At 42.9% G+C, this 18,047-nt stretch carries 14 protein-coding genes; all 14 read right to left on the bottom strand.

The annotated features are described in order from the left end of the window. Positions 1-11 precede the first annotated feature (11 nt). Positions 12-545: an FUSC family protein gene (locus I2D56_RS00845; protein ID WP_117744746.1), complete on the bottom strand. Its 534-nt coding sequence runs from the start codon at positions 543-545 to the stop codon at positions 12-14. 379 nt (positions 546-924) lie between these two features. Next, a complete protein-coding gene (locus I2D56_RS00850; RefSeq protein ID WP_195347763.1) occupies positions 925-2,124 on the bottom strand; it encodes a phosphoglycerate kinase in 1,200 nt (399 codons plus the stop codon). A gap of 202 nt (positions 2,125-2,326) precedes the next feature. Continuing rightward, positions 2,327-7,126, bottom strand: coding sequence for an endo-beta-N-acetylglucosaminidase (locus I2D56_RS00855; protein WP_195347764.1), 4,800 nt, complete (start codon positions 7,124-7,126; stop codon positions 2,327-2,329). Between the two features lie 229 nt (positions 7,127-7,355). Continuing rightward, positions 7,356-8,366, bottom strand: a complete 1,011-nt coding sequence (gene gap / locus I2D56_RS00860) for a type I glyceraldehyde-3-phosphate dehydrogenase (protein WP_006595530.1) — start codon at positions 8,364-8,366, stop codon at positions 7,356-7,358. 253 nt (positions 8,367-8,619) lie between these two features. Further along, positions 8,620-10,701, bottom strand: coding sequence for an elongation factor G (gene fusA, locus I2D56_RS00865; RefSeq protein ID WP_023024498.1), 2,082 nt, complete (start codon positions 10,699-10,701; stop codon positions 8,620-8,622). Positions 10,702-10,969: 268 nt separating this feature from the next. Next, positions 10,970-11,440 (bottom strand): 30S ribosomal protein S7, encoded by a 471-nt coding sequence (rpsG, locus tag I2D56_RS00870; protein ID WP_003003105.1) that lies wholly within the window; start codon positions 11,438-11,440, stop codon positions 10,970-10,972. Positions 11,441-11,459: 19 nt separating this feature from the next. Then, a complete protein-coding gene (rpsL, locus tag I2D56_RS00875) occupies positions 11,460-11,876 on the bottom strand; it encodes a 30S ribosomal protein S12 (RefSeq protein ID WP_001142333.1) in 417 nt (138 codons plus the stop codon). A gap of 216 nt (positions 11,877-12,092) precedes the next feature. Then, positions 12,093-12,629 carry a hypothetical protein gene (locus I2D56_RS00880; protein WP_023024500.1) on the bottom strand — a complete coding sequence of 179 codons (537 nt, stop codon included), beginning with the start codon at positions 12,627-12,629 and terminating at the stop codon, positions 12,093-12,095. Between the two features lie 22 nt (positions 12,630-12,651). Beyond that, a complete protein-coding gene (purR, locus tag I2D56_RS00885) occupies positions 12,652-13,476 on the bottom strand; it encodes a pur operon repressor (RefSeq protein ID WP_042507484.1) in 825 nt (274 codons plus the stop codon). A gap of 130 nt (positions 13,477-13,606) precedes the next feature. Further along, positions 13,607-14,557: a 3'-5' exoribonuclease YhaM family protein gene (locus tag I2D56_RS00890; RefSeq protein ID WP_195347765.1), complete on the bottom strand. Its 951-nt coding sequence runs from the start codon at positions 14,555-14,557 to the stop codon at positions 13,607-13,609. Next, positions 14,544-15,800: a DNA recombination protein RmuC gene (locus tag I2D56_RS00895; RefSeq protein WP_195347766.1), complete on the bottom strand. Its 1,257-nt coding sequence runs from the start codon at positions 15,798-15,800 to the stop codon at positions 14,544-14,546. Before I2D56_RS00895 ends, I2D56_RS00890 begins: the two co-directional genes overlap by 14 nt. Position 15,801: 1 nt before the next feature. Beyond that, entirely contained in the window at positions 15,802-16,467 is a 666-nt protein-coding gene (locus tag I2D56_RS00900) for a thiamine diphosphokinase (RefSeq protein WP_195347767.1), read from the bottom strand. Then, complete coding sequence (gene rpe / locus I2D56_RS00905) at positions 16,427-17,086, bottom strand: ribulose-phosphate 3-epimerase (protein WP_195347768.1); 660 nt, start codon at positions 17,084-17,086, stop codon at positions 16,427-16,429. Before rpe ends, I2D56_RS00900 begins: the two co-directional genes overlap by 41 nt. A gap of 15 nt (positions 17,087-17,101) precedes the next feature. Next, the gene (gene rsgA / locus I2D56_RS00910) at positions 17,102-17,980 is read right to left on the bottom strand and encodes a ribosome small subunit-dependent GTPase A (RefSeq protein WP_195347769.1); all 879 of its coding nucleotides are present in this window, start codon (positions 17,978-17,980) and stop codon (positions 17,102-17,104) included. Positions 17,981-18,047 lie beyond the last annotated feature (67 nt).

An 18,047-nucleotide genomic window follows, 5' to 3' on the forward strand; every position in this document is an offset into this window, starting at 1 on the left:
GTCATATAATCTCACATGGGTTTTCTTTTTTCTTTTATAAAGTCTCGAATGCGATCCACATCTGAATTAACTAAAATCGCTACAAAGACACCGATAAAGGTTTCAAAAATGCGGGCAAAAACATATAGGAAAGTTTCACCTGTAGGAATCGAGAGAGTAATAATCAGCATAGCTGATACGCCTCCGATAATTCCGGCTTTATTGTTCATGGCGACATTGGTCATAATGGTTAACATGGTCGCAATCGGTACAAAAATCAGGGTGACCCAATAGGCATTGTGGAAGAGGATCTTGATTATAAAGAATAGCAGAGCATAAAAACCACCGATGCTGTTACCCATCACACGCGAAGCTCCGAAGTGAACACTCTTATCAAAATCTTCTCTCAAGCTAAAAACAGCTGTCAGAGCCCCAATTTGCAGTCCTCTCCAACCAAAGATACCAAAAATCAATAGAACCAGAAAAACGGCTATCCCTGTTTTGAAGGTCCGCATTCCCAATCGAAATTTGGAACGGTCAAATTTATGTCGTTTAAAGTAATCCATTGTCCCCTATCTTTCTATCTCTTTTATTCTAACATATTTCCAGAAAGGTTCAAGCAGGGAAATGAAGATCGACTAGGTTCCTTCTAATCTATAAAGACATCTTAAAAACTTTCCTTAGGTGAGTACGGACGTCAGCGAACTTCGAAGAAGTTCCATGACTTAGTTTTGAACCTAAAGTTTCAAAACTCCCGAGTGCTTGAAACAAATGTTTCAAGCACTTTTCTCACGGCGGAAAGTTTCGGGATTTCCTTGATTAATTTCAAAAATGAGATCATATTTTATTTCGATACAGAATCACTTATCTTATATAAAAATAGTTTGTATACATTCTAAAAAAAGCACCTTTCGGTGCTTCTTCTATGGTTTATGAGGAACCGTCTTATTTTTCAGTCAAAGCTGCAAGTCCTGGAAGAACTTTACCTTCAAGGAGTTCCATTGATGCTCCACCACCAGTAGAGATCCATGAGAACTTGTCTGCACGACCAAGGTTGATCGCTGCGGCAGCTGAGTCACCACCACCGATGATTGATTTAACGCCTGGTTGTTTCACGATAGCGTCCATGACACCGATTGTACCAGCTTGGAAGTCAGGGTTTTCAAATACACCCATAGGTCCGTTCCATACAACTGTTTTCGCACCAGTCAAAGCTTCGTCAAATTTAGCGATTGATTTAGGACCGATATCCAAACCAAGGAAGCCTGGGTCAACTGCTTCACCTTCAGTGTCTTTCACTTCAGTGTAGTCAGCAAATGCGTTCGCTTCTTTTGAGTCAACTGGCAAGATCAATTTGCCGTTTGCTTTTTCAAGAAGAGCTTTAGCGACATCCAATTTGTCTTCTTCTACAAGTGAGTTACCGATTTCGATACCTTGAGCTTTGTAGAATGTGTAAGTCATCCCACCACCGATAAGAACTTTATCAGCTTTTTCAAGCAAGTTTTCGATAACACCGATCTTGTCTGAAACTTTTGAACCACCAAGGATAGCCACGAATGGACGTTCTGGAGCTTCAACTGCTTCTTGGATGTAGGCAATTTCGTTTTCAAGAAGGAATCCAGCAACAGCTTTTTCAACGTTTGCTGAGATACCAACGTTAGATGCGTGCGCACGGTGAGCTGTACCGAATGCATCGTTTACGAAGATACCATCTCCAAGTGATGCCCAGTATTTACCAAGTTCAGGATCGTTTTTAGATTCTTTCTTGCCGTCAACATCTTCAAAACGAGTGTTTTCAACCAAAAGAACTTGTCCATCTTCAAGAGCGTTAATCGCAGCTTCCAATTCAGCACCACGAGTAACACCTGGAAGGAAAGCAACGTCTTGACCCAATTTAGCAGCCAAGTCAGCCGCTACAGGAGCAAGTGATTTACCTTCTTTGTCTGCTTCTTCTTTCACACGTCCAAGGTGAGAGAAGAGGATTGCACGTCCACCGTGCTCAAGGATATACTTGATTGTTGGAAGAGCGGCAGTGATACGGTTGTCGTTTGTGATCACTCCATCTTTTACAGGAACGTTGAAGTCAACACGAACGAGAACTTTTTTCCCTTTCAAGTCAACGTCTTTAACAGTCAATTTTGCCATTGGATATGACTCCTTCTATTTTTAATACATGATAATTATATCACAAAAGATGTAAAAGAGGTAGAAAAATAGTGGATTTCTACTTCATAATAGCCTATCTGGATTGATGCTCCTGATTCAGAATCTACATCATGAAACCTCCCTTGTTTTTCACAAAGGAGGTTTATGATTGATTTTAACTTTTTTAAGCCTCTAGAAAACGTTACTCTTCTTTCTTCTTACCGGCCAAGAGGAAGCCTCCAAGTGCTGCTAAGAGAACAGCTTCTGCTGCAAAAGTAGCCTCTAAACTTGCAGTTGTTGGCAATTCCTTGTCAGTTTCTTTGCTGGTTTGATCTTGTTGAGAAGAACCTTCTTTAGTCGGTGTTAAGTAGTGACTTAAAACTTGTTGAACTCGTTGATCCAGAAGATCTGATCCGTTTTCCTTTTGATTAGATGGATCAGTTGGTTTCATCGGATTCAATTGTTCTGGGGATTTTTGATTATCAGTCGGTTGGTCTGGTTTTGTTGGATTCTCCGGCTGAATCGGTTGATCTGGTGTCGCAGGTTTCTCTGGCTGAACCGGTTGATCCGGTGTCGCAGGTTTCTCTGGCTGGATCGGTTGGTCCGGTGTCACAGGTTGATCTGGCTGGATTGGCTGATCCGGTACCTCTATCTTTTGAGTTTTGTAGACAATCGCATAGTGAGTAAAGTGTGGAGCTGTAAAGATGACTACATCTCCTACACGCTCAAAGGCTAAAGATTGAGGTGCTTGACCTTCTGGGAAGAAGAGGACTTGCTCCACTTCTTTATCCTTATCCACAGGTATTTTCACAAGTGATGGATGATGGGTATCCACATCTTGACCACTTGCATCGACTCCTTCGATATCAAAGATAGCCGCTTCTCGTCCCTTCAGCTCTTCTTTTTCTGCCTGATTTGCTTCAACTTTCGCGACTTTCAACCCCTTAACAACAGTAGGTTCCAAATTAGAGAACTGAACTTCAACTCCAGTTGCAGGGTCTACAAAGACAGCCGGCTTATCTTCTTTCAAGAGCGCAATCAAGGTTTCTAGACCTGTTTTTGCGGTTGCGAGCGCTTCAGGAGTGAGTTCTGAAGAGGCTAGGAGTTCTTTATTTTTCTCAACCAGTGCCTTCAAAGCATCACCAGAAGGATGATTTGGCTTGCTTGCTAATAGAGTGGTCGCTTCCTCTGTCAGAGCAGAGAGAGTTTCTTTTTCTTTTGTTAGATTGGCTTGTCCATCCAAGGCTTTCAAGAGAGCGGTCAATTGGTTCAACTGCTCATTGACTTGATTTTGTGTGCTGGTATCATGCTCTTTCAAGACTTTTTCAGAAGCAGCTATTCCAGCCAACAAGGCTTCTTTGACTTCAGGAGTGGCAAAAGTAAAGTCTACTTTGGCTTTTGCAGCTTCAGCTTCAGCCAATTTTTGCTTGAGGTATTCATCATTGAGAGCTGGTTTTGGATTCACGAGGACATCAAAGCTTGTGCTAGCTCCCTTGTAATGGACGGTGATAGTTTGACGACCTTCCTTGCTCGCATCAAAGCCAGTTACTTCAACACCTTCATCGGTCAAGGCGTGCGTTTCAGTCGTTTCATCTTCAAAGACGACTGTAAAGCGTCCGCCTTCTTTTTCAAATGCTTCTCCGACAATATATTCGACTTTTGGTTTGTCAGTCAATTCTAGACCAGCAACGGCTTTTTCACCTGCTTCCTCTGCACTGACCACAAAAACAGTGAGAGTCTTATCCAATTTCTGACCAAGATAAGAAACTTCTAGGTGTTGTTCTCCAAGCTTGTTACTGTCAAATCCATGAATCTCTACACCTGAGTTGGTGAGGTTGACCAGTTGATCTGCTTGTCCATCTTGATAATGAACGCGAAGAGTCGCTCCTTTCAAGGAGAGAGCATCTCCTTTTCTGTAGACCTTCTTAGCTAAGCCCTCTTCTAATTGAACTCCACTAATTTCTTTATCATTTTTTGGAACTTCAATCGCTAGAACATTACTGATCTCTTTTCCTGGTGCTTGTGCACGATAGTAAAGAAGAGACGGAGTCGATTCAAAAGCGAGCGGTTTAAAGATCAGATTTCCAGCTTGATCGGCTGTCATAGTCGCAATTGGGCTAGTCGCTTCTTTATCGGCATAAAGTGAAATCGTTGTATTCGCAGGTACATCCTTAAAGCCAACCTGGACAAAATGATTGCCTAGGTTTTGCGCTGCAGCATCCTTCATCGGGATATTGACTGTTTCGGTATCTAAACTTTCATACATTTTCCAGTTATAGATTCGAATAGCTTGCCATGGAGTCCCATTATCGGCTGTAATGACATGGAGACGCCATTCTTGAGCTTTGATCGGATGGTCGAGTGTAATATCGGACACATGGGCTTTGTTTCCACGGACTTCCTTGGCCAATTTCCACTCGCCGGCTTCATCCTTGTAGTAAAGGTCGAAGTCACGGGTATTCATCTTGCCATCATCGACAGATTCTCCACCCGCACCTGCATGGTCCATGACCCAACGAACAATGGTCCGTGGTTGTGTCAAGCGAATATCGACAGTTCCACTCAATTGAGCCGACGACCATTTATCTGAAAGACTCGTAATGGTACCATTCAACATCCCCTCGATACCTTCACTACCATCTGCATCTGGGAAACTTGAACCGATGACTTTCGCCCCAATCACTACGTTTGGCGCCAATGCTTTTGGTAGGCTGGTATCCGACACTGTCATACCCCAATCAAAGGCTACAGTTCCCGCATCTGAACGTTGACCGTTCTTCCCAACAGCAACAACCTTGAGTTCTTGAGTGGTCCCTTCAGCACTTGCAGAACGACTAACTTTTGGAAGATAGACAGTTGTCGCAGAAGACCCTGTTAAGAGACGCCAGTTATCGCCATCTTTCTCATAGACTTCATAATAATCTGCATCCGCAACTCCTTTAAAGTTTAGGACTGCTTCTGCTTCTTGCGCATTTTGCAGGCGTTTGCCTTTCACGGTTACTTCAGAAGGAGCAGCTGGTTTTTCTTGGTTCGACGTAATCGACAATTGGCCGAGATTGAACTTGTAGTCTTTGACATCTGCATCATGGTCAAAGAACATCTTAACGGCATAAATGGTCTTGCCAGCTAGGTCTCCCAAATCGAAGGTTTGAGTGGACCAATCTGCGTTTGGCGTCAATTCCTTCCATACGTATTCCGAGTAATCTTCTTTTGTAGCAACAGCTACCCAAGCAGCCGCACCAACCCCACCCTTGTGAGAGACGCTTAATTTTGTTGTTTCTGTCACAGGGATTTTGGTCGAATAGAGCATGACATTTTGACTGCTATTAGCTTTCAAATCGCCTTCAAAGGTTAGAGAGTTTCCTCCATTATAGGCTTGATCAAAGTCATAGCGCCCTTTCAATGGCGTGCTGTCTTCACTATGTTCTACCCACCAGCGCCATGTTGGAAGGTAGCCAGAGACGGATCGGTAATTCCACTCGCCATCTTTTGAAATTTTTCCATCTACAAACCAATATTTTCCGTGACCAGTATTGAATGAAGTATTAAAATCAGCATTTGTGATCGGAGTTTTATCCACGACTAGATTGGACATCCCGTACCAAGATTGATCTGCTGGTTTTCCTTTGGTTGGATCACCTTGGAAACCTGTCCAGAATAGATCTTCATGGTTATGATACCCCTCTCCTGTCTTTCCTAGACCCGTAATGGTGTCAGGTGCATAAAGCCCCAGGGATAGACGCAACTTGCCATGTTCATCTAAAATCGCATTCCAGTCCACATTGGTCTTATAAGAGCCCCCTTTTTGAAGTTCGAGTCCCGCTAAAACATCATAAGGATTGCGCTGAATCCATTTGGCTGTGCTGATAGAATAATCAACTTCTGATTTGCCCCAGTTGAAGTTGGCAAAGAAGGTATCAACTGGATTTTCCCCATTTTCAGGTTGCATGAAATTATAGTTGTATTCACCCAGTGCATTTTCATGGTAACGACCATATTCATAGGTCATGGCATCATACCAAGAGTACTTGATAGGGTAGTTAATACTCTTCGCATACTCCTTGGTGTAAAGAAGGAAATCTCTTAATTTTGGTCCTAAAGGTTCTACTAGGTTCCCTGTCGTTTCTTGGTTAATAAAGTAGCCATCGAAACCATAATACTTAGCTAGATCAACTAATTTCCGTGCGATCGGGAAGGTTTTAGAGCCTTCACTATCTTCTTTCAAGGTTTCCGCAAAATGCTCTTGATCCTTGATGCTACTAGACCAGTTATAAAAGAGTGTTCCATAGATGGGCACCCCATTTCGGTGAGCAGCATCAATCACATCCGCTGATGGTACCAGACCTTCCCAGAAGACCATGGAATCCAAATACTGCCAATAGTCAAAAGCATAGGCCTTAAACTCTTCCCCACCGACGGAAGCATGATCCTTAGCCTTTGAGTTCATGTTAGACAGAGCCTGAATCTTTGCATCAGGGTTTGCTTGCTCGTTGATTTGCTTCCCTTGAAAACGGCTAGCGAGGGGGACACTTGCTCGGTTCAAATCATCATCTACTCGTTTACCAGGTTCCCATTTCAACAAATCGTCCCATGTATCAAATTTGACCTCTTTCGGTCTTAATTGTTTTTCTTCATTAGTTGGTAAATCTTCTACTTTTTCTGTGCTTGCTTTTGGCTGTTCTGTCGCTGAAACCGCTGGACTATCTGTGGTCGTCGGGCTAACTTCGGGAGTTGCTGAAGTGGCTTCCTCAACTGGTTTCGCTGATTCTGTAGTTGGCAAGACAGCATCTGCAGTGTAGACACCAGCTTCTCTGATTAAATGATTTACATCTTCTGCAGTTGCTGAAGTGGCTTCTAAGGGTTGTTCATTCGCAGCATGCGTCTCATCCGCTGAGACAGCCCCCGTTCCTAAAAATGCCAATCCAATCAGTGCAGAACAAACTCCTACACTGAATTTTCGGATACTAAAACGTTGTTGTTTTTCAAATTGATGACCTTTCATCATGACCTCCATCTTATTTTACTAATTTCCAATCTCCTAAAACACTTCTCCTTCGCTCATGTGCAATCGCTTACATTTTTGTTTAATTGGAAATCTTCACTCAGATTTAGTTTACCCCTTTAAAGAGAGGTCTGTCAATCCATTTTAGCAAATCCTATAATAAGGTGAGGAGGAACTAAAAAAAGTACAAAAAAAGAGGAGGTCACCCTCCTCTCATCATACACATGAATTATTTAGCAATTTTTGCGAAGTATTCAAGAGTACGTACAAGTTGTGCAGTGTAAGACATTTCGTTGTCATACCATGAAACAACTTTAACCAATTGTTTACCATCAACGTCAAGAACTTTAGTTTGAGTTGCGTCAAACAATGAACCGTAAGCCATACCTACGATATCTGAAGATACGATTGGATCTTCTGTGTAACCGTATGATTCGTTAGCTGCTGCTTTCATAGCTGCGTTCACTTCATCAACAGTAACGTTCTTTTCAAGAACTGCAACCAATTCAGTAACTGATCCAGTTGGAGTTGGAACGCGTTGTGCAGATCCGTCCAATTTACCGTTCAATTCTGGGATTACAAGACCGATAGCTTTAGCAGCACCAGTTGAGTTAGGAACGATGTTAGCTGCACCAGCGCGAGCACGACGAAGGTCACCACCACGGTGTGGTCCGTCAAGGATCATTTGGTCACCAGTGTAAGCGTGGATAGTAGTCATCAATCCTTCTACAACACCAAAGTTATCTTGAAGAGCTTTAGCCATTGGTGCCAAGCAGTTTGTAGTACATGAAGCACCTGAGATAACTGTTTCAGTACCATCAAGAATGTCGTGGTTAGTGTTGAATACGACTGTTTTAACGTCATTTCCACCAGGAGCAGTGATAACAACTTTCTTAGCTCCACCTGGGTGCAAGTGTTTTTCAGCAGCTTCTTTCTTAGCAAAGAAACCAGTTGCTTCAAGAACGATTTCTACACCGTCGTTAGCCCAGTCGATTTGTTCTGGATCACGTTCAGCAGAAACTTTAACGAATTTACCGTTAACTTCGAATCCACCTTCTTTAACTTCCACAGTACCGTCGAAACGACCTTGAGTTGTGTCATATTTCAACAAATGTGCAAGCATAACTGGATCTGTAAGGTCGTTGATGCGAGTAACTTCAACACCTTCTACGTTTTGGATACGACGGAAAGCAAGACGACCGATACGACCGAAACCGTTAATACCAACTTTAACTACCATTCGTGATTTCCTCCTTATGAAAATCAAAAAATTTTTTATGTGAAAAGAGTAACTTGATAGGTTACAAATCATCTTTCAACAATATTATTATATACTTTCTTCCCCTAAAATGCAACTGATTTCAGTAGGATTAGAAATATTACACAAACTTTCATATTCATTTTCACTATCTCTTATGAGGAAGAGGAGTTGAACTCTTTCAAATCAAAAAAGCCTTCCTCCTAAGAGGAAAGCTTTTAGCTAGACGGCAAAATTATGCTTCACCTTTAGCTTTTTTAATGATTTCTTCTTGTACTGATTTCGGTACATCTTCGTAGTGGTCAAATACCATCATGAAGGTACCACGTCCTTGAGTTGCAGAACGAAGGACAGTAGCGTAACCGAACATTTCAGCAAGTGGTACATAAGCACGAACGATTTGGCTTGCACCGTGTGCTTCCATACCGTCTACACGTCCACGACGAGCAGTTACGTGACCCATAACATCCCCAAGGTTTTCTTCAGGAACTGTGATGGTTACAAGCATCATTGGTTCAAGGATAGCTGGTTGTGCTGATTTAGCTGCTTCTTTAAGAGCAAGAGATGCAGCGATCTTGAAGGCAGTTTCAGATGAGTCGACATCGTGGTATGAACCATCGTAAAGCTTCGCTTTCACGTCAACCATTGGGTAGCCAGCAAGAACACCGTTCGCCATAGATTCTTGAAGTCCTTTTTCTACTGCAGGGATGAATTCACGTGGAACCACACCACCGACGATTGCATTTTCGAACTCGAATCCTTTTCCTTCTTCGTTTGGAGTAAATTCGATCCAAACATCACCAAACTGACCTTTACCACCAGATTGACGTTTGAAGAATCCACGTGCTTGTGTAGAAGCGCGGAATGTTTCACGGTAAGATACTTGAGGAGCACCAACGTTTGCTTCAACCTTGAATTCACGTTTCATACGGTCAACAAGGACATCCAAGTGCAACTCACCCATACCAGAGATAACTGTTTCACCAGTTTCAGGGTTTGTTTCAACGCGGAATGTTGGATCTTCTTCAGCCAATTTTTGAAGGGCAATACCCATCTTGTCTTGGTCTGCTTTAGATTTAGGCTCAACCATCAATTGGATAACTGGTTCTGGAACTTCGATTGACTCAAGGATAACTTTTGCTTTTTCATCTGTCAATGAGTCACCAGTTGTTGTATCTTTCAAACCAACAGCAGCTGCGATATCTCCAGAGTAAACTGTTTCGATTTCCATACGAGTGTTGGCGTGCATTTGAAGGATACGTCCGATACGTTCACGTTTACCTTTAGTAGTGTTCAATACGTAAGAACCTGAGTTCAAGACACCTGAGTAAACACGGAAGAACGTCAAACGACCTACGAATGGGTCAGTCATGATCTTGAAGGCAAGCGCTGCAAATGGCTCTTCGTCAGATGCTGGACGTTCTACTTGTTCGTCTGTATCTGGGTCGATACCTTTGATCGCTGGGATATCAAGTGGGCTTGGAAGGTAGTCAAGGACCGCATCCAACATCAATTGAACCCCTTTGTTCTTGAAGGCTGAACCACACAATACTGGGAAGAATTCAACATTGATAGTCGCTTTACGGATACCAGCTTTCAATTCTTCGTTAGTGATTTCTTCACCTTCAAGGTATTTCATCATCAAGTCTTCGTCAGTTTCAGCAACTGCTTCGACCAATTTTTCGCGGTATTCTTGAGCTTGTTCAAGGTATTCAGCTGGGATATCTTCTTCAAGAATATCTGTACCAAGGTCGTTGGTGTAGATTTCAGCTTTCATCTTGATCAAGTCGATGATTCCACGGAAGTCATCTTCTGAACCGATTGGCAATTGGATTGGGTGAGCATTTGCTTGAAGACGGTCATGAAGAGTGCTTACTGAGTAAAGGAAGTCAGCACCGATTTTATCCATCTTGTTCGCAAATACGATACGAGGAACTCTGTATTCAGTTGCTTGGCGCCAAACAGTTTCTGTTTGAGGCTCAACACCTGATTGTGAGTCAAGAACGGTTACAGCACCGTCCAAAACGCGGAGTGAACGTTGAACTTCGATTGTGAAGTCCACGTGTCCTGGTGTGTCGATGATGTTTACACGAGTGTCTTTCCATTGAGCTGTTGTAGCCGCAGAAGTGATAGTGATACCACGTTCTTGCTCTTGCTCCATCCAGTCCATTTGTGACGCACCTTCGTGAGTTTCACCAATTTTGTGAATCTTACCAGTGTAGTAAAGGATACGCTCAGTTGTAGTTGTCTTACCAGCATCGACGTGGGCCATGATACCGATATTACGAGTTTTTTCAAGTGAAAATTCGCGTGCCATGAGGTTTTGTTCTCCTATATTTTTTATTTCTATACTATTATAACATGATTTAACAAAAACGGATAGGCAGGACCTACCCGTTCTCAGTGTTCTCATGTATGTGTTGGTTTCAACTTACAAATAAGTTGAATTGAACTAAAGAGCGGACCGAGCTCAATTGAACCCGGGCTAAAAGCTCGGAAAATAGATAAGCTTTCCTAGAATCTTTGATTCTGCGTCAAACTTCCTAATTTTCAGTCGCTTTTTTAACGCCCTCAGTATCTTATTCTTACCAGCGGAAGTGTGCGAAGGCACGGTTAGCTTCAGCCATACGGTGAGTGTCTTCACGTTTCTTAACAGCTGCACCAGTGTTGTTTGCAGCATCCAAGATTTCTTTAGCAAGGCGGTCAACCATTGTGTGCTCACCACGTTGACGAGCGATTGTTACCAACCAACGAAGTCCAAGTGTTGTACGGCGTTCTGGACGAACTTCAACTGGGACTTGGTAGTTTGATCCACCAACACGACGTGCACGTACTTCAAGTACAGGCATGATGTTTTCCATAGCTGTTTCAAATACTTCAAGTGCGTCATTTCCAGTAGCTTCTTTGATTTGCTCAAAAGCACCGTAAACGATTGAAGCTGCTGTACCACGTTTACCATCAAGCATAACGCGGTTGATAAGACGAGTAACTAGTTGTGAATTGTAAAGCGGATCTGGCAATACGTCACGTTTTGGAGCTCTATTTTTACGACTCATTTCTCTTTATCCCCTTTCCTTATGCTTTTTTCGGACGTTTAGTACCGTATTTAGAACGGCCTTGTTTACGATCGTTAACACCTGCAGTATCAAGTGCACCACGGACGATATGGTAACGTACCCCTGGAAGGTCTTTTACACGTCCACCGCGAAGAAGCACCACGCTGTGCTCTTGCAAGTTGTGTCCGATACCTGGGATGTAGGCAGTAACTTCGATCAAGTTGCTCAAACGTACACGAGCGAATTTACGAAGGGCAGAGTTAGGTTTTTTAGGTGTCATAGTTCCAACACGAGTTGCTACACCACGTTTTTGTGGTGAAGAAACGTTTGTTTGAACTTTTTTATGACTGTTGTAACCAACGTTCAAAGCTGGTGATTTAGATTTTTCTACTTTTGATTTACGCGGTTTGCGAACCAATTGGTTAATTGTAGGCATCTACATTCTCCTGTGTTTTTTTATTTTTGGTGATGATACACTTGGTGACAGCTATCATCTGTGTGTACTTTTGCAACATTTGTCAGCACGTCCCTGTACACTCTTGAGAGACCAAAAGTAAAAAGTACCGTCTATTATTGTAACATAGCGGTACTTTCACTGTCAAGATTTTTTTCTCTTTTTTGCACGATTGCTTCTTCTTAAAACCGTGCTAAATTATTGTTCATATTGTTGCGTTACAGCTGGAATTGTAGCATTCGAAACTTGAGGAACCTCATTGGACTGATATTGAGGGACTTCTGCTGGAACGACTTGTTGAGGTTGACCTGTTTGGCTAGCTTGATTCGTATCAGTTGATTGAGTATTCTGATTGGTCTGCATTCCGTAATAGTCTACAATGTACTGAATACGAGCTTGAAAGGCCTGTTTCTTTGTTTCGTCCTTCACTTTTTCCACGGCTTCTCGGGCAGCTGTTAAGGTTTCTTGGGTTGCAGTCGTTTCAAAATGAGCGACTGCCTTTTCTGCATCTTCAGCGATTTTCGCTTCCTCTTCTTCTTTTGCTTTTTTAGGGTCTTTCTTTTTAATAGGAAGAGAACCTGTCTTTTTGGCTTCTTGTTTCACCACTGTAACTTGGTCTGCAGAATTTTTTCGAACCGTATAAAGCCCACCGACAAGAACTCCTGTCAAGATGAATATCGTTGCCAATCGAAGCCATAGGGGGCTACGATCAAAACGGTCTAAAATTGTTTTCATTTTCCTATCTCCCTCTCCAGACTTAATCCTTATCGAAAATATTTCCGATTTCTACATCAATTTTATTTTCTGCTACATCAATGTTGGTTACACGTAGAAGTGACTTGTGATCAAATAAATCTTTACTTCTAGCCGAAGCATTGTCCGCAAAAATAGCGACTCCTGCTAACTCTGATTCAAACTCAGCTAAGAGGCTAACCATCCCACTGATAGTTCCCCCCCCTTTAAGGAAGTCATCGACAATCAAGACACGGCTGCCTGCTTTCAAACTGCGTTTGGACAAAAACATTTTCTCAATCCGATCGCCACTGGAACCTGATACATAGTTCACACTGACCGTTGATCCTTCTGTAATTTTTAGATCTCGTCGCACAATGACAAAGGGAACATTTAAGACATTGGCTACCGCGTTTGCTAATGGAACTCCCTTGGTTGCCACCGTCATAACAGCATCGATTTTTTGATCTCGAAAAGCCTTGGCAATAATGCGCCCAATATTATTTAGGATTTTTGGATTGCTCAACAAGTCTGAAAGGTAGATATAACCACCTGGTAAAATCCGATTGCTTTCTGACAATTGATTGCACAAGTTTTGGACAATTTCTCTTGAATCTGCATCCGAAATCGATGGTGTAAAGATGACCCCTCCACCTGCCCCAGTAAGAGTTTCAATGTGACCAATTTCCATCTCTTCAAAGGCCCGTTTAATAATGACAATGTCCTCAGAAATAGAGGATTTGGCAGATTCATATTTCTCCGCAAATGTATTTAAACTTGTCAATTCGTAGGGATGATTAATCAAGTAGTTCGAAATCACAACCATCCGCTCACTTCTTCTTAGCTTCATTTTCTCTCCACATAGTTTTTTTATTGTATTATACCATATTATACCAAAAAACGAACATTGTTAGTCTCACAACATTCGTTTTTGGTTTTTTTACTAACAAACTAAGAGCAGGTTATTTAAGGCCAGTTTATTAGGAATCTTTTAAATTTGGCTTATAGAAGGAGCGGTTGTCCAAGGCAAAAATCTTATTGGTCATTTCACCAGGGCCTACTAAAGCTAAGGCAGAAGTCATCATCATCATTTCTGCATCTAGGTTATCAATCATATGGATGATTTCGGCTTCCATGATTTTTGGACGAACCGGGCTACCATATTCTAGTAGACCATGGTGACTCAAAATCACATGGCGCAACACAATCACATCTTCTTTTTGATCGTCAATCTTTAACTCTTGTAAGACCTTGGTAATTTCTTCATCGATTAGAGCAATGTGCCCGATGAGGTTTCCTCGAACCGTATATTCCGTATTTTCAGGGCCTGAGAGTTCCAGTACCTTGGCAAGATCATGGAGCATGATGCCGGCATAGAGGAGACTCTGGTTTAATTGAGGATACACCTGAGAGATGCTCTCAGCCAAACGAACCATGGTGGCTGTGTGATAGGCTAAGCCCGTCTCAAAAGCATGGTGGTTGGTTTTGGCCGCAGGATAAGAGTAGAACTCTTTGTCGTACTTGCTGTATAGCGCCCGCACCACACGTTGCCAAACTGGATTTTCTATTTTGAAAATCATCCCCGATAGGTAATCTTTCAAATCGACTGGATTTACCGGAGGCTTTTCCTTAAAGTCTGCTGGATTCGATGGCTCCCCACTTTGAGGCAACCGTAAGGTCAACTGGTTGACCTGAGGCGTATTGTTGTAGACTTCCCGACGGCCACTCATATGAACCACGCGCCCAGCCTGAAATTGCTCCACATTATGTGACTGAGCATCCCACAATTTTCCTTCGATCGTGCCTGTCTCATCTTGGAAGACAAAGGCAAGATAATTCTTTCCAGCACGTGTCTGACGAACATCTGCTGACTTAATGAGGTAGAAACCTTCAAACAATTCGTCTTTTTTCATTTGATTAATTTTGACCATCATCTTCTCCATCTTCTAAATTCAATAGGCTTGCTATATCTAGATTCTCTGACGTTTCAATGTTTCGGAGTGTGCGCTCGATAGCATTTGTTCTTCGGTTTAAGAGGTCATCAATATTACCAGAGGCATGCTTCAACTGCCGTTGGGTCTTTTCTAAAACGCCTCCAAATTTTTGGAACTCCGTCTTGACGGATGCAAGGACCTTGCTAATATCATCTGCACTTCGTTGAATATTCAGGGTCTTAAATCCAACCGATAGGGAATTCAACAAAGCTGAAAGCGTACTTGGCCCCGCGACGACGATCTGCTCCTCTCTTCGGAGGCGATCAAAGAAGGCTGGGTCGCGGACCACTTCTGAATAGAGCCCTTCCGTCGGTAAAAAGAGAATCCCAAAATTAGTAGTGGCAGGCGGATAGAGGTATTTTTGATGAATGTCCTTGGCAAATTGTTTGATACTAGCCAATAGGAGTTTGCGACACCGTTCAATCTCCTCTTTCTCCCCACTTTCATAGGCTTCTTCCAGTCGGTAATAACCGTCCAGAGGAAACTTAGAGTCGATTGGCAGATAGACGTATTCCCCTCTGACCTGACCAGGCATCTTGATCGCATACTCGACACGTTCGCTGGAATGGGGGACTGTTACAAACTCTCTTTCGTATTGGGCGGGAGTTAGGATATCTTCGATGATCTGGCCGAGTTGGAGTTCTCCCATAATCCCACGGGTTTTGGTATTGGAGAGGACCTTATTGAGACTTCCCACATCTCTAGCGACCGTCTGCATTTCCCCAAGACCTTTATTGACCGACTCCAATTGTTTGGAGACCGTCTCAAAAGAGGTTTGAAGACGACTGTGCAAGGTTTTTTCCAACTTTTCTTCGACCGTTTGACGCATCTGCTCCAACCGCAAATCATTGGAAGCTTGAATCTGTTGCATCCGCTCGTCCGTTTTGTCTCGGTTTTTAGTAAAATTCTCAGCAAGTTCTGCTCGTAAAGCAGTCGTTTGCTGATGCATTTCTGTCCGTAATTCCATAAGACGGTCACTGATCGCCATCTCTATCTGCTGGCCAGTGATTTGCTGAGCTTGTCGCTCTCTCTCAAATCGGTAATCCAGCTGATCCGAAAGATGATCTTCTTGGTCCTCCAGTAAGTCACGGACCTGTTTGTTATCAGCTATCCGTTGCTGGTAGAGCAAGAAGAGCAAGACAAGATTTCCCACTCCTAATACAAAAAGGATTAATTCCATCTTATTTCCCATCCTTGCTATAAATGATAAGGGCGTAGCCTCGATCAATGGTTAAGGTAATCGGCTGATTGATAAACTCGTTGGAACCATAAATAGCCTTTTTAAAATAATTGGTCTGATTTAAGGGATACTTGGCTCCTTCAATCTGGATGAAAGCTCCCTCAACTGGCATAAAAGCTACATAGGTATAGCCTGCTATAGGCAGAATGGTATGGTGGCCTGCTGGACGATAGCAGAGATAATTTTGTTGGTCCATCAAGTAAAGTTGCGACATAAAAGGTGCAATCTCTGGATCGCTGGGCAAAAAAACGCTGGCCAAGTGGTGATCCAGGCGACCACCAAAGGCTCCAAAAATCAGAATGTCCGCTTGAGGCCAACCTTCTAACACTTCCTTAATCGCCAATTCCAGATCCGTATCATTTTTTTCTGGTACCGAAGTCCGTAATGCGTGAGCCGCAGATTGAATACTCTGGAATTCTTCTGGCTCGACCGAGTCAAAATCTCCAACTGCTAAAGAAAGTTCCAATCCTTGCTCTAATAGGAAAAGGCAGCCTGCATCCACCCCGACATAAACATCCAAGTCTAGCGGAATGGTTTCCACTCGGCCACCAGCTACAATCGCAACCTTAGTCTTGGATGGCTGCTCGAAGGGTTTGAACTCGTTCATTCACATCTCCATTAAACACATAGGAACCTGCTACAAAGACGTTTGCCCCTGCTTCTTTCGCAGCGTGAATCGTCTTATCATCAATTCCCCCATCGACTTCAATATCGAAATCCAAGCCTTTTTCTTCACGTAATTGAACCAATTGACGAATCTTATCCATAGTTTCTGGCAGGAAGGCTTGCCCACCAAATCCTGGGTTGACAGTCATGACAAGTACTTGGTCTACCAAGTTCAAGATGTGTTGGATACTTTCAACAGGGGTTCCTGGATTGATGACCACACTTGGTTTTACCCCTGCCAAACGAATTTTTTGAAGGGCGCCATGGATGTGTGGCGTCGCTTCGACGTGAATGCTAATGATATCTGCTCCGGCACGCGCAAACTCTTCGATATGTTGCTCAGGATTGGTAACCATCAAGTGGCAGTCAAACACTAGCTTGCTGTGAGGACGCATACTAGCAACTACACCAGCACCAAAGCTGATATTAGGCACAAAGTGGCCGTCCATCACATCGATATGGGCGTACTCCGCACCAGATACTTCCAATTTCTTCAATTCACTTTCAAAATTTGCATAATCTGCACTCAAAATAGAAGGGGCTAATTTGTTTGTTTTCATATTCTTCAGGTCTCCTTATTTGGGTAATTTTTTCGATACTTTTTTGTAGGTTTCTCGCTTATTTTCAATCTCGCTTAAGAACTGTAAGTAATTCTCATAGCGGAAGGAAGCTATGATCCCTTCCTCGACAGCAGGCTTAACAGCACAGGATGGTTCATGTGTGTGGGTACAAGTACGGAACTTACAAGCCTGGCTCACCTTGGCGATATCTGGAAAAGCATGATTCAGATCTTCCGCATTATCGACTTCATAATCTAGAGAGGAGAAGCCAGGAGTATCCGCAATTTTGCCCCCATTGAGATCATAAAAGCTGACAGCTCGCGTCGTATGGCGGCCGCGTCCAAGACTGTCGGAGATTTCTCCTGTCTCTAGTTCCAACTCCGGAGCCAAGGTATTCAAGAGGGTGGATTTCCCCACTCCTGTTTGGCCCATAAAGACCGTCACCCGATCCTTCAAGAGAGGCAAGAGCTCTTCCTTGTCAGTGACAAAGTCATAGCCCATTTGACGATAGACTGCCTGGAAAGGAAGCATCTGAGCTGGATTTTCTAGTAAGTCCATTTTTGAAATATAGACAATCGGATGAATCACTTTTTGTTCCAAGAGGACTAAAAAGCGGTCCAATAAATTAACATTAAAATCTGGCTCTTTGGCAGACATAATGACGACAGCCTGATCAATATTAACAATGGGTGGACGAACTAAGCTATTCTTTCTTGGGAATATTTTTAAAATATAGCCTTCCGAATTTTCTTCGGCTGAAAATTCTACCTTATCTCCAACATAGGGAGTTTGTCCCTTTTTTCGGAAATTTCCTCGGGCGCGTGTTTGGTAAATTTCTCCCTCGCACTCCACATAATAAAAACCGGCCAAGGCTTTAACAATCGTTCCTTGCAACTAGCACTCCTTTAAAGTTAATACTACCATTATATCAAAAAATATACGATAGCGCTTGCTGACTTGG

Origin of the sequence: Streptococcus australis, from assembly GCF_015553625.1 — a bacterium.
Lineage (GTDB): Bacteria > Bacillota > Bacilli > Lactobacillales > Streptococcaceae > Streptococcus > Streptococcus australis_B.

What these genes read in the sequence shown, in the direction of transcription:
- rpe (WP_195347768.1), bottom strand. Translation starts at nt 17,086, where the DNA reads ATGAAAACAAACAAATTAGCCCCTTCTATTTTGAGTGCAGATTATGCA.
- I2D56_RS00890 (WP_195347765.1), bottom strand. Translation starts at nt 14,557, where the DNA reads ATGGTCAAAATTAATCAAATGAAAAAAGACGAATTGTTTGAAGGTTTC.
- rpsL (WP_001142333.1), bottom strand. Translation starts at nt 11,876, where the DNA reads ATGCCTACAATTAACCAATTGGTTCGCAAACCGCGTAAATCAAAAGTA.
- rpsG (WP_003003105.1), bottom strand. Translation starts at nt 11,440, where the DNA reads ATGAGTCGTAAAAATAGAGCTCCAAAACGTGACGTATTGCCAGATCCG.
- I2D56_RS00900 (WP_195347767.1), bottom strand. Translation starts at nt 16,467, where the DNA reads ATGAACGAGTTCAAACCCTTCGAGCAGCCATCCAAGACTAAGGTTGCG.
- I2D56_RS00895 (WP_195347766.1), bottom strand. Translation starts at nt 15,800, where the DNA reads ATGGAATTAATCCTTTTTGTATTAGGAGTGGGAAATCTTGTCTTGCTC.
- I2D56_RS00855 (WP_195347764.1), bottom strand. Translation starts at nt 7,126, where the DNA reads ATGAAAGGTCATCAATTTGAAAAACAACAACGTTTTAGTATCCGAAAA.
- purR (WP_042507484.1), bottom strand. Translation starts at nt 13,476, where the DNA reads ATGAAGCTAAGAAGAAGTGAGCGGATGGTTGTGATTTCGAACTACTTG.
- I2D56_RS00845 (WP_117744746.1), bottom strand. Translation starts at nt 545, where the DNA reads ATGGATTACTTTAAACGACATAAATTTGACCGTTCCAAATTTCGATTG.
- gap (WP_006595530.1), bottom strand. Translation starts at nt 8,366, where the DNA reads ATGGTAGTTAAAGTTGGTATTAACGGTTTCGGTCGTATCGGTCGTCTT.
- I2D56_RS00850 (WP_195347763.1), bottom strand. Translation starts at nt 2,124, where the DNA reads ATGGCAAAATTGACTGTTAAAGACGTTGACTTGAAAGGGAAAAAAGTT.
- fusA (WP_023024498.1), bottom strand. Translation starts at nt 10,701, where the DNA reads ATGGCACGCGAATTTTCACTTGAAAAAACTCGTAATATCGGTATCATG.
- I2D56_RS00880 (WP_023024500.1), bottom strand. Translation starts at nt 12,629, where the DNA reads ATGAAAACAATTTTAGACCGTTTTGATCGTAGCCCCCTATGGCTTCGA.